A 16,158-nucleotide genomic window follows, 5' to 3' on the forward strand; every position below is an offset into this window, starting at 1 on the left:
ATCAAAATGATTCCAGAATGTTGGGAACCCCTAAAGGGTTTCCCAACACTCTGAAGGTCTCGTTATGAGACCTTGCTTTTCTTTTTTAGTGGCATCATTTTCCCGTAAGTACCAAGACGCCAAATGTACTCAAGTGGCCCGTATTGGTAATGTGAAAGCCACCAGCGGCTAATAAAGATTTGTAACGTGTAGAAACTAATGCAGAATAGTGGTCCAACCCATAGTGGAGCAAGATAATCATTTTTAAACAATAGCCCGAATACAAGTAATGTAACAATTGTATGCGAGATGTAATTTGTTAATGCCATTCGTCCAACGTATTGGAATGGACGTAATAATGTTTGCCATTTTTCTTTTTGTAATAAACGCATGAGCGTGAAAATGTAGAATATGAATAATGTTTTGCCGCTAAACATTGTAAAGGCCTGCATATAAATTGGTTCATAAGATGGTTTTGATAAGAAATAACGGACCATGAAGAACCACATTGGCAATGTTAAAATGAACATAATAATTTGCCATTTTTTAAGCTTTGGATCTAACTCTTTCGTACGGCGGAAAATATCCTTTTTACCGGCATATAAACCAAGTAAAAATAGCCCAACTGTTTCTGGTAGCATGAATACGTTTAGTCTAATTCCATCAGCATAAAATGCATGGAAACGATTTTGTATTTGTGACACCCAGTCTTCAAGTGGCATGATTGGTAAGGATAACCCAAGCTCCTCCTTTGGCATGAAGGCAATACCAATACTAGCAATTAGCATAAGAAACTGAAAAATACTTAATAAAACGATTGCCCATATTAAAATGGTACGAGCTTCTCTCTTATAAAATAAAAATAAGAAAAATCCAGCGATTGCATACGTATGTAAAATGTCTCCGTCCCATAGAAGAACGTAATGTAAGAAACCAAATAATAATAAAATAAGTAAGCGACGAGCAAATAAAGTTTTTGGACGATCTGTTTTCGCTTCAGCACGAGTCATAAAAATATAAAATCCTAGGCCAAATAAAAACGAAAAGATAGTATAAAACTTTGTTTGAATAAACATATCGTAGAATAGACGGATATAGCTATCTAGCCCCTCATAAACTCCTGAAAGATCACGTGAGTCAACCCCGGCGATAACAGGCCAATTTACAAGAAAAATACCTAGTACAGCTATTCCTCTAATAATATCAATGGAGTGTATCCTCTCGCCTTGTGTAAGATTTTGTGTCATTTTTTTCCTCCTTGTTAAGTAATTCCCTTTTATTATACAAAATGTAAGATGGAGGGGATAGGGGATATTTCCATTTTTTTAAACTGTTAAGTTATGTAGGATGAGATATAATAAGAGTGCACAACAAGTTTTAACCTTTTTCAAAACAGGCAGTAAAGCTCCTTCTTATAAGGAGCTTTCTTTATGGAAAGTGTTGATAATGATTCTCTTTAATGATAAAATGTATTCAAAAGTGATAATCATTATCAAAAAAAGGTTGGTGCATGAGTATGGTATATGCATTAGTAGCAGGTACAGTTGCTGTATATGCAGTTATTGCAAAGTATGTTTTAAATGGAGTAGGAACAGCAAAATGAGTGATATGACATAAAATCCCTTTCATTTGTAAAAAGAATGAAAGGGATTTTTTATTTTTAATGAGAATATGCTGAAAATTTAGTATGATAGTAAAGTGAAACTGTAATCAATGGGTAGGTGTAACTCTCACTGGTTATGAGCTCGCAATTAGCGGGGAAAAGTATATACATCTTGGATAAAGGGGAACAAGGGGATGACAAACATAGTACAGACAAACGGTATGAAAAAACTTGTTTGTTTTTATGAAGAGTGGCAAAAACACGGCGATGCAGAGAATAGCTTAAAGTTGTTTGAAGTAATTCAAAAATATAAACGAGAGCAGCTTATGATAGCGTTCTGCGGTCACTTCTCAGCAGGGAAATCAACGATGATGAATCATCTATATAAAGCGCAGTTGTTACCAACAAGTCCAATTCCGACAAGCGCTAACGTCGTTAAAATTGAAAAGGGATTTGATCGTGTTGTTGTTACGATTAAATCTGGAGAACAGTACGAATATGACGGTGCATATTCAGCAGAAGAATTAAAGCAAATTTGTAAAGATGGCGATGAGGTAATTGGTGTTCATATTTATCGGAATGATGCACCAATTCCTGAGGGTGTTATGTTAGTTGATACACCAGGGATTGACTCAACAGATGATGCCCATCAACTAGCGACAGAATCAACGCTACATCTAGCAGACGTAATTTTTTATATGATGGATTATAATCACGTCCAATCGGAAGTGAATTTGCAATTTGTTAAAGAATTGAAACAACGTAATAAAACGGTTTATCTCGTTGTAAATCAAATAGATAAACATAAAGAAAACGAATTATCATTTGAGGATTATAAAGATAGTGTGAAACAATCGTTCTCTAACTGGGATATTGAAGTAGATGGAGTTTATTATACGTCATTACGAATGATGAACCATCCACATAATGAAATTGGAAGTTTAGAAACATTAATTACTTCTATTATGAAAGAAAAAGAGCAGTATGTAAGAGAGGGAATGGAGCGAGAAACAGAACATTTAATGGGAGAACATTTCTCGTTTATTGTTTCTGAAAATGAAAAAGCTCTTTTGACATATGAGGAAGAGTTAGCATCACCGCTTTCGATTTCAGAAATAGTTGAAAAGAAAGAAGAGCTAACGGAAACTAAACATCGCGAGGCTAGTAAAGAATCTCATGTGAGAAACGAATTTATAAAAGGTTTACAAGCTATATTAGATAACGCGTATTTAATGCCATTTGAAATGAGAGAATTGGCAAATGCATATTTAGAAACGAAATTAACAAAGTTTAAAGTTGGTTTGCTATTTGCGAAAGGAAAGACGGAGCAAGAAAAACAAAGACGTGTAGAGGCGTTTTATTCTGCCCTTCAAAAGACTGTTGAAACGCAACTTGATTTTCATGTGAAAGAATTTATTGTAGCCTTCTTAAAAGAAGAAGGATTGTTCACGGAGGAAATTGGGAAAGACATATATGCTTTAGAAATTGCTTTTGGACCAGAAATGTTAGCTGAAGTCATTAAACAAGGTGCAGGTTTCACAGGTGATTACTTACTTCTTTATACAGCGGATGTAGCGAATGAACTGAAGAAACGTTATTTTACAAAAGCACAGCAAATTTTTGATAAAAGTGCAGTCGTTTTAAAGCAAAAAGTGAAGGAAGCAGTTGCTCGTATGGAAGAAGAGATTGAAAAATATACGATGTTGCAAACGGCAAAAGAGACGGAATTACAATACAGTAACAATTTAGAGACATATGAAAGTTATTTACAAAATGTTTGGCACGAGCGTGTTGCTACACCAGAAGGATTGCAAATAGAGGAGATATTGCAACGTGAAAAACAAATTGTTAGTGAGAAATTCACACTACAAGAGCAGGAAATGGTAAATGATAACGTAGCGGCTCATGAAGAAGAGATAAAAGGAACGGCAGCTTTAAATATTCAGCGTATATTAGAGAAAGTGAAGAAAGCTGAAATGATATTAGAGCCATTGCCAGCGCTGAAACATGTACAGCAAGAGGTGATAGAAAAAAGGCGTCGTGTGGAAACGAAACAATTTACAGTAGCGTTATTCGGAGCTTTTAGTGCTGGGAAATCATCATTTGCCAATGCCTTACTTGGTGAGAAGGTACTTCCTGTATCACCAAATCCGACGACGGCAACGATTAATCAAATTTTGCCGGTTACAGAGGAAAAACCACACGGAACAGTAATGGTTCAATTCAAATCAAAGCAAGCTCTATTAGAAGATATGAAAGCTGTTTATAAGCTGTTTCATTATGAGATTACTACGTTAGATGAGGCGTTAGCACAAATTGATAAAGTTATGAAATATCCTTCACCGACTGGGAAGCAAAAAACAACATTTAGCTTCTTACGAGCGGTACAAAAAGGGTATGATGCAGTTTCTACTTATTTAGGAGAACAAGTACAAGTCACATTAGAAGAGTTCTCTGATTATGTAGCGAATGAAGAAAAATCATGCTTCGTTGAGTATATGGAGCTTTATTATGATTGTGCTTTAACAAGGCAGGGAGTAGCGCTTGTAGACACACCTGGAGCGGATTCTATTAATGCTCGCCATACGGATGTTGCATTCCAGTATATTAAAAACGCAGATGCTATTTTATTTGTAACATATTATAACCATGTATTCTCTCGTGCTGATCGTGAATTTTTAATTCAGCTTGGTCGTGTAAAGGATACTTTTGCCCTTGATAAAATGTTCTTCTTAATTAATGCGGCGGATTTAGCAGAGTCTGAAGAAGAACTTGAAATGGTAAAAGGTTATATCGCAGATCAGCTACTGCAATACGGTATTAGAAATCCGCGTTTATTTGCAATTTCAAGTTTATGTGCGCTTGAAGAGAAACAAGGAAAGAATGTTGAAAAAGAGAAGTATGGTATTTTACAAAACTCTGGAATTACTAAGTTTGAGGAATCATTTACGTCCTTTATGATGAGAGATTTAATGCTTGTTTCTGTGCATGCTCTATACGGTGCGTTGCAAGGGGCAGATCAGCTTTTAGTAAACATGATAAATGGTGCAAAGCAGGGGAATGAAGAGAAAGAGAAGCAAACGAAAAAATATGAAGCAGAGCGTGATCAACTACTTCATATCATTTCATCATATAGTGTACTTGCTGAAGAACAGGCGATGCAAAATGAAGTGAAAGAGTTGCTTTATTACGTGCAACAGCGTCTATTCCTACGCTATAACGATGTGTTTACTGAATTTATTAATCCGGCGTCACTTCGAACGGATGGAAATGTGAAAACACAATTGCAACAGTGTGTTATGGAATTGGTAGCATTTATTCAGCATGATTTATTACAAGAAATGCGTGCGACATCATTACGTCTTGAAAAATGGATAGACGAAGCGATGAAGCGTGCAAAGGACGAAATTGTAGTGAACTGTAAAGTAGAAAATCAATCAATTTCTATGAATGGAACAGTGGAGTATGAATATAAAGATATTACACATAAAGAACCGTTCCCTTCAGTTGAAATAAAAGATTTCAAAAAAGCACTGGCACATTTTAAAAATGAGAAAAGCTTTTTTGAAAAGAATGACAAAGCTTTTATGCAAGAAGACGCTAAATCTGTATTAGAACCGCTCGTATCAAACTATGTAGCCGATGAAAAAGATTTATTTGTTCATCATTATAAGCAAGAATGGGATATGAAGTGGAACTTATTCCAAAAAGTGATGCAACAAGATGTGATGAACTATTATGAAAGTATATTGTTTGCATTGGCTGAAACGATCGATGTATCTCTATATGAACAAAGTAAAGAACAATTGCAAAAGCAGTTAGTAGAGATTGAAAAAGAAATTTATGTTATATAGTCGTTATGAGAAAAAGATTCGTTCAATTTTCTTTTGCAGTACAGTATCTAAAGATTTGACAAATCCAGCAAATTCATCGGTAGAAATCATATGAGTAAGAACGAGTCGTCTGCCATCTGGTGTTTCACCGCATAAGACGAATGAAGAAAATTCATATGTTTTGTTTTCTACTACTAATTTTGGGTAGGAATACGTGTCGCTTTTCTTCTTCTTTCCATCAATAGAGATGACGTTGCATTTTTTCTCATTGTTGTCCATGGTGAATCCCTCCTTTCTATTATTTATGGTAGACAAGGAGGGTTTAGAACAATAGAGATGGGGGGATTTTTTATGTCTTTTGTAATAGAACGTATTTTAAAAGAGGCTATACCGAAGTCTTTATTGCTACTTGCTGATCCAAGTGAACGGCAAATAGCTACATATGTACAAAGAGGGTTAACATACGTAGCAAAGCAAGGGGACAGCGTCATCGGTGTGTATGTTCTTTTGGAAACAAGGCCGAAGACGATGGAAATCATGAATATTGCGGTTGTAGAACATATGCAAGGAAAAGGTATTGGAAAGAAGCTATTAAAGCATGCTGTAGAAACAGCTAAGGAATATGGTATGTCCAAAATTGAAATTGGTACAGGTAATTCTAGTGTTTCACAACTTGCTTTATATCAAAAATGTGGATTTCGTATTTTTTCTATTGATTTTGATTACTTTTCAAAGCATTATGAAGAAGAGATTATTGAAAATGGGATTGTATGTCGTGATATGATTCGGCTTGCAATGGAATTGAATTAGAACGTATAACTTATTTAGGGGGAAGAGAAGATGGAAGTACATAAAGCAATTACAGCACATTCTCGTAAACAAAATGAAAGTGTAAAAGCATGTTTACAATTAGATGCGCAGCGTGAAGCAGCTATTGAAGCAGCCGTATCTCTTGCGTCAAATGGGAAAGAATTTTCGGTTGATGTCATTAATGTTGTAACAAAGCAAATTAATGATCTTGCAAAAAATGGTGTTACCTTGCAGCGTAAATATGTTACAGAAGAAATGGTTATGGAGTATGTAAGTCGTTTACAAGAGAAAGAAGGTCGTTAAAGATGATAGTTACAGTCGAATGGTTACGTGAGCATATAGAAGATGAGAACGTCCGTGTAATCGATTGTCGTTTTGATTTAGCGAAGCCTAATTGGGGTAGAGAAAAGTATAAAGAAGAACATATTCCTCATGCGTTATATTTTGATTTGAATTTAGATTTATCAAGTCCTATAGCAGAACATGGTGGCCGCCATCCGTTGCCAAGCATTGAAGAGTTTGCGGACAAGCTTTCGGAGGTTGGTATTGATGAACATACGACAGTAATTGCGTACGACAGTCAAGCTGGTGCAAATGCTGCTCGTTTATGGTGGTTATGTAACTATGTAGGACATGAGAAAGTATATATATTAGATGGTGGTTTCCCGGTTTGGAAAGAGAATGGACTACCGACAACAACGGAAATTCCTGTTGTTATACGAAAAACATTCAAAACAAACATACAAGATCAGATGCTTGTATCGATGGAAACAGTAAGAGAGAATATCCAGGCAGGTGCAGATGTTACGTTAATTGATTCAAGAGAGCCAAAACGTTATGCTGGTGTAGAGGAACTTGTCGATCATAAAGCAGGACATATTCCGACAGCAGTAAATTATTTTTGGAAGGATGGAATGTTGCAATCAGGACAATTTCAGAATGAAGCTGAGCAACAAGAACGATTCCAAAACCTGTCGAAAGATAAGGAAACCATTGTATATTGTGGTTCTGGTGTTACGGCATGTCCAAATATCGTTGCATTAAAATTGGCTGGATTCCAAAATGTTAAATTGTATGCAGGTAGCTGGAGTGATTGGATTTCTTATCCAGAAAATCAAATTGCAAAAGAAGAAGATTAATCACTTGCATGCAAAAATAATTTGTATTAAAATAAGGTCACAAGCAAGAGATTGCTCGAAAAACTTTGTATTTTACACATTAGAAACAATGTGATAATATAACGACAAGTAAATAATACATCCTGCGGTGTGCGTAACTTATTTATGTCTAAAACCGATGTTAGTTATACGGAAGCTCAATATTTAGCGACCATCATCAAGCCTTCCTTGTGGAGGAAGATGTACGGTAACTGTGAGGGCATCCACCTGCGAGTAGCGGGTTTTTGGACATTTACGAGGAGCGGCACGTGCGGGGGTCTTATTTCAACTAACCTTATATAAAATTCCTACGGTGTACGTAGCTTATGCATGTCTTAAACCAATAAGTTTAATATGGAAGTTCAATATTTAAATGTAGCTAACATGCCATCTTTTTAAGAAGGAAGTTACAAACATTTGTGAGAGCATCCACCTGTGAGAGCAGGTTTATGGACATCTAGAGAGAACGGCATATGTGGGGCTATATAAAAACCTTACGTTTTATACGTAAGGTTTTTTTGTTGCATAGATATATCAATATTATCTTGATTCACCTGTGAAGTTTCCGTAATAAATGTAGCACTTTCTGTCTTCATCAATCTCTCTTGAATCCAAGGAGAATTCCATAGACATGCCGTCTCGCTGAATATATATAATATCTGAATGAAGAGATGGTAAAATTTCTTCGTAGTTCCATACATCTTGACTATCTACTATGTTTGAACTCGTTTCACTTAGTTCTCTAATTTCAAAACCGATGTAGGAGTATGTAGGGTCTGAAGGGTCATTTGCGAAAACTTCTTTTTGAATATAAATAACTACTGTTCCGTCTGGATCAACCGAAGTTGCAGTAACAACATAAGTATTTTTCTCTTTAATAAAATATTCACAAGTCATGCGTGCGATAATTTCAGAATTAGAAATATTTGCGTAGTTCCATAAAGCAGGATACCCTTTTGTTTCATCATTAAGTCGATATTCTAAGCGCATTTAATCCCTCTTCTTCCTTTTTCTTCTACTTTATCATGCCGTCTTATATAATAGAAATATAATTTAAAAAGGGGAGTGCGAAGGTGACAAAAACGAAATGGCTAGTAGGTGGTGTCGTAACATCTTTAATGACTGGCACTTTATTTGGCTGCGCACAAGATCTTCCCCCAAAACCGAATGATAATAGTTGTTCTGATTGGGATTGGGATGATGAACTTGGGGTATGGCAGTGTGATGATAGTAGTTCAGGTTATCGTGGGCATTATTTCTATGGTGGGCGATACTATCAAAATAAGTCCACCTTTAAAAATTCATCGGCGTTTAAATCGTATCAATCGTCTGCTGAATTTAAAGGTGGAATTGGAAGCGGTTCAAAGGGAGGATTTGGGGGCTAAAATATGTCGCAATACATAAGAAATCGAAAAGAGTTTTATTTGAAATATCCAAATTTTTGGTCGGATTTATATGAATGTGAGTATAGTTTGTTTCATGTTTTTTCTATAACAAATCAGACTTTGGAACAATTGCAATTAGCTACTGAACGAATGGGGAAAATATTTTTTAAGACTGCTAGACTTTTACGTAATTTAAGTGACGAACAGCTTCTTGAGCTTGGTTTTCCTCCTGCGAGCTTATCATTCATTAGAATGAAAGAATTATATCCTGAATCTGTTATTTCACGATTTGATTTCGTTATAACGGACGATAACCAAATTAAAATGCTTGAGTTTAATAGTGATACACCAACTTTTATTATGGAATGCTTTCAAATGAATGGAAAAGTTTGTGAAAACCTAGGATATGATGATCCAAACTCGGATCAAGAACGATTACTATCTTCTGGTGTTACGAAAGCCGTAATGGAAGCGACAAAGGGATTAGACAATCCAAATGTTGTTTTTACAGCACATCATGAACATATTGAGGATTGGAATACGACTAAGTATTTGAGTCAGTTATGCCATGTTGAAAATAAAGTAGTGCCAATGTCAGAACTTAGAATTACGAAAGATGCTCTAGTCGATAAAGATGGGGCGAAGATTGATGTTTTATATCGCCAAACATATCCGATAGAAGATTTAATTGAGGATCAAGATCCTGAAACAGGAGATTTGGTAGGTGTGGAACTGTTACAACTTGTAAAAGCCGGAAAGCTTTTTATAATAAATCCTTTGTCAGCATTTTTACTTCAGCCAAAATCAATTCAGTGTCTTATTTGGGGGTTAGCAGAAGAAGAGGCCTTTTATACAAATGAGGAACAACAGTGGATTAAAGAATATATGTTACCTACATATTTAGAACCAGATTTATTTTTAGGCAAAGGTTCTTTCGTTCAAAAACCTTCATTTGGGAGAGAAGGAGATACAATTACGATTCGCGATAAAGACGAAAATATTATGCTTCAAAATGCACACCAAACGTATAAAGCGTCACTGCCGATATTTCAAAAGTATATAGAACTTCCAGTCGTATCCTTGGAAACAGAAAAAGGGATGGAGAAACTGTCGTATGTGTTTGGTTCGTTTTTAATTGCTGGAAAAGCGAGTAGTATCGGTATTCGCGCGGGAGAAAAGATTACAGGAAATGAATCGTACTATTTACCGGTAGGTATAAAAAGGAGGGGGAAAAAATGATTAATTTTTTATTATATCTAGCAGTAACACTCGGCCTTTTATGTATTGGTCTGTTCTTGATGGAAGTGACAACGAAAGTTAAGGAATTTAAGTTAATGGCTCAAGGGAATAAGGCGGTAAGCTATGTGCTTGGAGGACGATTACTTGGGTTAGCTATTGTTTTATATTCGACAGCAGCTAATTCAATTTCACTTCTTGATATGATTTCGTGGGGAGCAGTTGGGATTTTGGCTCAAATTATCGTCTTTTATTTAGCTGAGTGGCTTACACCACGCTTTAATATAAACAAAAGTCTCGAAGAAGATAATCAAGCAGTCGGTCTTTTTCTTATGTTTTTATCGCTTTCAATTGGGATTGTAATCGCTGGTTGTATAACTTATTAAAAACTTTACGTTTAAACGTAAAGTTTTTTATTTTATCCCGCTATTTGCCGGGCAGCCCGATTGGTGAGGGCTAATAATCAGTGGGGGATGAACAAAACCCCCACTGATTAAAGTTTCACTTTATATACGTTAGTTTGCCATACCTTTTGAAAAAATTGTAGGCTACTGTTGACATCTAATTTAAATAAGAGTAACATTTTCAATGTAATGAAAATAAGTCTCTGTTAGGTGAGGCTCCTGTATAGAGAAATGCTACTGCCCAAAAATGTCGAGAGACGCCAATGGGTCAACAGGAATGATCGAATTAAGGTTTTTCTTAACGTAGCTGGTAATGTACCTATGCTATACAGTGCTAAAACTCGGCGAGGGAGAGGTCCGTAGATTTCTAATTATATTAGAAATCGTTTATTTGTGTATGTAATGGCCACTACTCTCTTAAGGGTAGGGGTCTTTTTTGTTACCAAGCTATGAGTAATATCATAGTATAAAATATAAAATTAAACGAGGAGGTGAGGAGCATGTCAAATTCTGACTCGGTTCCGTTACCCATATACTTCAAATCAAAAATATATGATGTAGGCAGGAAACGATTTGTTCCTCCCTCTATATTTATCACAATGTAGCGTTTATAAAGCGCTAGACACTTTCACAGCAAAGTGGATAAATTGAGAAACAAAGCGTTTCTTCCTATGTTGTAAAGGAGGAGACGATAATATGTTATATGCAAACAAAACTGTGGGTAACACGTCATATAAACTAAATAAAAAATCAATAAAAGAACAAACAATGCTCCAAAAAAATAAAGATTTATTAATTGAAATTGCAACAAGAGATGTAAAATCTGTATTTGCATATTTTAAAACAACAAGAGACGGACTATCAATGAAAGAGGCGCAAAAACGTATTCAAGTATATGGCCGAAATGAACTAACTTCAAAAAGAGCAATTCTTGCAGAAGTAATGATGAAGCTTGGTGGCATGATTCCAGGTTTTTCAAAACAACGTGTGTGTGATGAATTACAACGTGAAACGATTACTGTATCTAGAGTAGAATGTTCTAGTAGTACAGGGCTAAATAGTGAACTGAAAATGATGGAGATACCAGTGCAAGAACTTGTACCTGGAGATATGATTTTTCTTTCGGCTGGAGATGCTGTGCCAGCTGATGTACGTATTATTTATGCAGATGATTTATTAGTGAATGAGTCTGTGTTAACGGGAAACGAAGCGAGTATAGAGAAGTTTGAAAGCTGCTATCACCTTGAACGTAAACGATTTATTCCATTAAAACGGATGAAAGATTATAATCCACTTGAGCTTGAAAATGTATGTTTTAAAGGTTCGCATATTGTTAGTGGAAATGCAAAGGCTGTCGTTGTTTCTACTGGGAAAAATACGTATTCAGGCATATTGCATACTTGTTGTAGTAGGATGTCTTAATGTGTTAATGGTGCTAAATATACAAAAACCATGTATAATAGACAAAGTTGAGCAAAAACGTAGAATGGTAATCTATTTATATAACCTTACGTGATAACGTGAGGTTATTATTTTTTTAATAGGAGAGGAATTATGAAAAAAGTATTATTAGTTGATGGTATGGCACTATTATTTCGTGCTTTTTACGCAACAAGTGTCTACGGACAATTTATGAAACGACAAGATGGAACCCCTACGAACGGGATTCATGGTTATATGAAACACTTGTTAACAGCTACGCAAGCGATCGAACCAACACATATCGTTACATGCTGGGATATGGGAAGTACGACATTTAGAACAGAATCGTTCTCGAATTATAAAGCAAATCGTGCGGCGCCACCAGAAGAATTAATTCCTCAATTTGATTTAGTGCAAGAAATGACTGCGAAATTATCCATTCCAGTTATCGGTATGAAAGGCTACGAAGCCGATGATTGTATCGGTACGCTTGCAAAACAATATTGCAATGAAGCTGAAGTTTATATTTTAACTGGTGATACAGATTTACTTCAACTTGTTGATAAGAACGTTACAGTTATGCTTCTGCGTAAAGGAATTGGAAATTACGAATATTACACACCGGAGAAAATTATGGAAGAAAAAGGTGTAGAGCCGTGGCAAATCGTCCATGCAAAAGCTTTCATGGGAGATACAAGTGATAATTATCCAGGTGTAAAAGGTATCGGTGAAAAAACAGCGTATAAGCTTATTCAAGAGCACGGAACAGTATCCGCTGTACTAGAAAATGTAGAATCATTAACAAAAGCGCAGCGTACGAAGATTGAAAGTGATTTAGAGAACTTAAATATTTCGTTGCAATTAGCACAAATTCACTGTGAAGTTCCAATTTCATGTTCACTAGAAGAGGGATTACACACAATGGATGAAGAAAAACTTAGATTTGTTTGTGAAGAAATGAATTGGGGAAGACCTGAAATATTAATAAATATGCTATAAATAGTTTGGAAAGAGGGATGTTGCATAAGTCGAAATTTGACTTGGTGACTCCTTCTTTTTGTTTTTGTAAACAGTATTATAGTAAATAAAATTATGTCGAACTCAATTTTAAATATATAAATGTTTCGACAAGATATAATGATAAAAGTTGATGGGAATAGTAATTTTTATAATGAAGTGAATTAATTTCAACATAGTTTTAGAGAGTCTTTCTTTCGTGTTCACAAAGTTGTCAGAAAATAAACGGAATTTTCATATGAAGTTCAAATAGAATTCACAACAATCAATTATTATAAGGACACACAGATAATTCTTTATCTTTTATATAAACCATCCCCCAAGGAGGACAATGAAAATGAGAAAAAAAGTGAGAAAATCTTTTAAACAATTATTAATTGAAAATAAACAATCACTATTAAATAATAAAGAAAATATGAAAGAAATTGAAGAGAGAATTGAGAAACGACATGTAGCATATAGTGGTGCCAGTAATTAAATAAAATAAAAAACGCTATTCATCTCTTTAATTTATGTAAATATGCAAGATATTTTTATAGTGTTTTTCTATCAATATTACTCATTTTTCGAGGTTGAAATTGGTATATACCAATTTTTGAGATTCGCTATTCATAATATTACAAAAAATGTTACAATACACTCAAATTTATACTATAAAATCATTTTAATATGAAAAATTGGAATGAAAAGAAAGGAGAGGAATATGAATAAAGATGTCGCTTTGAAATGATTATTATCATTTCATTAGGAGTTGATGTAAAAAGATGAAGAGATACGAAGAATTGGATTCTATAAGAGGGATTTCTTCATTAATAGTAATGATTGGTCATCATTTAATGATTTTTTCAGCATTTCAAAATTACAGTTATGAAGATAATAAACCATTTGTTGTGTATCTATTAAAAGAAACGCCTGCTCGTCTTATTTTTAGTAGTGGTAACGAATCTGTTATTATCTTTTTTGTTTTGAGCGGATTTGTTTTGTATGAATCTATTCAAAAAACCTATAGTAGCTATGGGTCATACCTTTTAAAACGTATATGCAGAATATATATTCCCTATATTGTGGCACTAATTATAGCTATTATATGCCAGGCTACAATTAGTGAATATGGTATTTCTTATTTAAGTGAATGGTTTAATCGCTCATGGACGATTGAAAGTTCTCCAAGCTTAATAGCGCAACATATTTTATTGGTTGGGAAATATAATACAGATGCATATAACGGTGTGATTTGGTCACTTGTCCATGAAATGCGAATATCAATAATTTTTCCGTTAATTTTGATGATTTGTTTACGAAAAACGTTAAGGCGTTCATTACTATTATTGTTTAGTTTTAGTATATGTTCTGTCGTAATATTATTTTTGTTTCGCTCGGGCTTAACGTTAACGAGCTATGCGTTAACGTTGCATTACACGGTGCTGTTTTTACTAGGAGCACTAGTTGCGAAGTATAAAAATAATTTAATAGTTTTTTATAGTAATTGTACTAAAAACACGAAAATTGCATGGTTTTTATTTGCGATTTTACTTTTTATGTATGAAGGACTTATTGGAGAAATTAAAGTGCTCAATAATTTTATATTTCGAGACTACGTAGTGGCGATAAGTGCATGTCTATTTGTTATATTAAGCTTGTCAATATCAACTTTGTCGTCCTTGCTACGTAATAAATACTTGTTATATTTGGGGAAGATTTCTTACAGTCTTTATTTATATCATATTATATCGTTATTTTCCCTTGTATACATGCTCCATGAAATATTACCGTTGCCTATTATTTTAATTTTCTCGCTTATTTTTTCGTTTATATTTGCAATGCTCTCGTATATATATGTAGAAAAATTTGCATTTAGAGTCGGAAAGTATGTAACAAAACAAGTGGATAGAAAGGAGAAAGGGTTAACTGTAAAGAGTGACTTGCAGGATGTTATTCAGAAAAGGGCGGTGAAATAATTGAAGCAAGAAATGAGTATAAAAGATTTTCAACAATTATTGAAAAGAAGATTCGTAACGATTATTTTAACGATGTGTTGTTTAACCGCTTCTTTAGTTCTTATCTCTATGTATGTTTTAAAGCCGTCATATCAATATTCAACGCAAATTCTTGTTGGGAATTTAGATGAGTTTAATAAGGAAAATTCAACAAATAAAACACAAGAAAATAAGCAACTAGTAACATCGTATGTCGATATTTTAAAAAGCCCATTAATTATTTCAACAGTCAAAAAAACTTTGAAATTAGAGCAATCAAGTTATGAATTAGCACAAAAAATCTCGGTGGTGAATACGGACAACTCACAAATTGTAACTGTTACAGTAAAAGATTCCAATCCGAAAGTCGTGAAAGACATTGTAAAGACATTGGCAGAGCAATCACAAAAAAGCTTTCAACAGTACACAAATGTACAAGGAGTGAAAGTATTGACTGATCCTGAGTTACAGGAACAGGCTGAAAAATTGTTTCCGAAATTTCAACTGATTATTCCTATTTCTTTAATTGTTAGTTTTTTTGTTGGGATAGGTTTAGCTGTATTTCGAGATTATTTTGATGAACGTATATACGTGGAACAGGATTTAGAGAAAATAACAACAGTCTCTGTTATTGGTCACATAAATATGAAACCGAATAGAAAAAAGAAACCTACAGAGTTTGATAAACAATCATCTATATATCGAGGTGAACATGTCGATGTTTAGGACAAAGAAACAGCTGCCATTCGATCTGCATGATGATCTGATGAAAGAGCAGTTTTATACGGTGTATCACGAGTTGAAAAAATCTGGAAAACAACTGTTCACAGTTAGTTCAACGAAGGACAGAGGGGTTGTTGCCTCGCTTATAGTAAATATGGGTCTAGTGTTTGCGGAAATGAAGAAAAAGGTATTACTTATTGATGTGAATTTTTCTGACCCTAAACTACATGTATTATTACAAAGTGATCACATGATAACAGTAAATGATATCATAAGCTCTTCCCCCTGTAATTATGAATCTTTTTCTAGTAATTTGTCTAAATACTTATATTGTATTCCTGCAAAAAAAACAGTACACACAGGGACGCCCTTAGTTGCTATGGATGAATTTGATAATGCGATTGCTAAGTGGAAAGAAGATTTTGATTACATTTTCTTTTATTCTTCTGAAGTATTTGAGCTTCCTGCTACGCACATTATTGCAGGGAAATGCGATGGAGTGGTCTTAGCAGTTAAAAAGCGAAAAGATTCACTACGTACAGTGCAAAAAGTAATAGCTGATATAAATAGGAAAGAATGTGAATTAATAGGTATAATTTTATATTCTTGAATG

At 34.4% G+C, this 16,158-nt stretch carries 16 protein-coding genes, 2 other RNA genes and 1 riboswitch; of the genes, 15 read left to right on the top strand and 3 right to left on the bottom strand.

The genetic code is table 11. From position 1 onward, the window contains the following. Window positions 1-62: 62 nt before the first annotated feature. Window positions 63-1,226 (bottom strand): DUF418 domain-containing protein, encoded by a 1,164-nt coding sequence (locus tag ACODS7_RS13565; RefSeq protein WP_098629010.1) that lies wholly within the window; start codon window positions 1,224-1,226, stop codon window positions 63-65. 550 nt (window positions 1,227-1,776) lie between these two features. Here ACODS7_RS13565 and ACODS7_RS13570 point away from each other — a divergent pair. Then, complete coding sequence (locus tag ACODS7_RS13570) at window positions 1,777-5,436, top strand: dynamin family protein (protein WP_029441873.1); 3,660 nt, start codon at window positions 1,777-1,779, stop codon at window positions 5,434-5,436. A 3-nt stretch (window positions 5,437-5,439) separates the two neighbouring features. On the opposite strand, the gene ACODS7_RS13575 is transcribed toward ACODS7_RS13570, so the two are convergent. Then, entirely contained in the window at window positions 5,440-5,694 is a 255-nt protein-coding gene (locus ACODS7_RS13575) for a DUF3931 domain-containing protein (protein WP_000369740.1), read from the bottom strand. 72 nt (window positions 5,695-5,766) lie between these two features. Between ACODS7_RS13575 and ACODS7_RS13580 the strand changes: the two genes are divergently transcribed. From ACODS7_RS13580 to ssrS (ACODS7_RS13600), 5 genes are all read left to right on the top strand, one after another. Continuing rightward, window positions 5,767-6,225, top strand: a complete 459-nt coding sequence (locus tag ACODS7_RS13580) for a GNAT family N-acetyltransferase (RefSeq protein ID WP_016082228.1) — start codon at window positions 5,767-5,769, stop codon at window positions 6,223-6,225. 30 nt (window positions 6,226-6,255) lie between these two features. Beyond that, on the top strand, window positions 6,256-6,528 hold the full coding sequence (locus tag ACODS7_RS13585) for a YpbS family protein (protein WP_000451820.1): 273 nt from the start codon (window positions 6,256-6,258) through the stop codon (window positions 6,526-6,528). Window positions 6,529-6,530: 2 nt separating this feature from the next. Continuing rightward, a complete protein-coding gene (locus ACODS7_RS13590; protein ID WP_243169155.1) occupies window positions 6,531-7,364 on the top strand; it encodes a sulfurtransferase in 834 nt (277 codons plus the stop codon). Window positions 7,365-7,480: 116 nt separating this feature from the next. Next, window positions 7,481-7,663: non-coding RNA, 6S RNA (gene ssrS, locus ACODS7_RS13595), on the top strand. A gap of 21 nt (window positions 7,664-7,684) precedes the next feature. After that, window positions 7,685-7,868: non-coding RNA, 6S RNA (gene ssrS / locus ACODS7_RS13600), on the top strand. 54 nt (window positions 7,869-7,922) lie between these two features. On the opposite strand, the gene ACODS7_RS13605 is transcribed toward ssrS (ACODS7_RS13600), so the two are convergent. Continuing rightward, a complete protein-coding gene (locus tag ACODS7_RS13605) occupies window positions 7,923-8,372 on the bottom strand; it encodes a hypothetical protein (protein ID WP_025688552.1) in 450 nt (149 codons plus the stop codon). 83 nt (window positions 8,373-8,455) lie between these two features. Here ACODS7_RS13605 and ACODS7_RS13610 point away from each other — a divergent pair, with 83 nt between their 5' ends. The 9 genes from ACODS7_RS13610 to ACODS7_RS13650 all read left to right on the top strand — a co-directional run bounded on the left by ACODS7_RS13610 (window position 8,456) and on the right by ACODS7_RS13650 (window position 16,155). Then, window positions 8,456-8,767: a hypothetical protein gene (locus tag ACODS7_RS13610; RefSeq protein WP_000169030.1), complete on the top strand. Its 312-nt coding sequence runs from the start codon at window positions 8,456-8,458 to the stop codon at window positions 8,765-8,767. A gap of 3 nt (window positions 8,768-8,770) precedes the next feature. Further along, on the top strand, window positions 8,771-10,006 hold the full coding sequence (locus ACODS7_RS13615) for a glutathionylspermidine synthase family protein (protein ID WP_043935520.1): 1,236 nt from the start codon (window positions 8,771-8,773) through the stop codon (window positions 10,004-10,006). After that, a complete protein-coding gene (locus tag ACODS7_RS13620; RefSeq protein ID WP_000606857.1) occupies window positions 10,003-10,389 on the top strand; it encodes a DUF350 domain-containing protein in 387 nt (128 codons plus the stop codon). Before ACODS7_RS13615 ends, ACODS7_RS13620 begins: the two co-directional genes overlap by 4 nt. A 213-nt stretch (window positions 10,390-10,602) precedes the next feature. Next, window positions 10,603-10,768, top strand: a riboswitch (M-box (ykoK) riboswitch). A gap of 335 nt (window positions 10,769-11,103) precedes the next feature. Then, on the top strand, window positions 11,104-11,829 hold the full coding sequence (locus ACODS7_RS13625; protein ID WP_029441876.1) for a P-type ATPase actuator domain-containing protein: 726 nt from the start codon (window positions 11,104-11,106) through the stop codon (window positions 11,827-11,829). 132 nt (window positions 11,830-11,961) lie between these two features. Then, entirely contained in the window at window positions 11,962-12,828 is an 867-nt protein-coding gene (locus ACODS7_RS13630; protein ID WP_000757072.1) for a 5'-3' exonuclease, read from the top strand. Window positions 12,829-13,183: 355 nt separating this feature from the next. Then, window positions 13,184-13,324, top strand: coding sequence for an FbpB family small basic protein (locus ACODS7_RS13635; protein WP_001228048.1), 141 nt, complete (start codon window positions 13,184-13,186; stop codon window positions 13,322-13,324). Window positions 13,325-13,610: 286 nt separating this feature from the next. Then, window positions 13,611-14,804 carry an acyltransferase family protein gene (locus ACODS7_RS13640; RefSeq protein WP_098629009.1) on the top strand — a complete coding sequence of 398 codons (1,194 nt, stop codon included), beginning with the start codon at window positions 13,611-13,613 and terminating at the stop codon, window positions 14,802-14,804. After that, window positions 14,805-15,548, top strand: a complete 744-nt coding sequence (locus ACODS7_RS13645) for a YveK family protein (RefSeq protein ID WP_016082222.1) — start codon at window positions 14,805-14,807, stop codon at window positions 15,546-15,548. Next, window positions 15,535-16,155 (top strand): CpsD/CapB family tyrosine-protein kinase, encoded by a 621-nt coding sequence (locus tag ACODS7_RS13650; RefSeq protein ID WP_016082221.1) that lies wholly within the window; start codon window positions 15,535-15,537, stop codon window positions 16,153-16,155. The genes ACODS7_RS13645 and ACODS7_RS13650 overlap by 14 nt, the downstream gene beginning before the upstream one ends. The last annotated feature ends 3 nt before the right edge of the window (window positions 16,156-16,158 follow it).

Source organism: Bacillus sp. FG16, assembly GCF_057809515.1.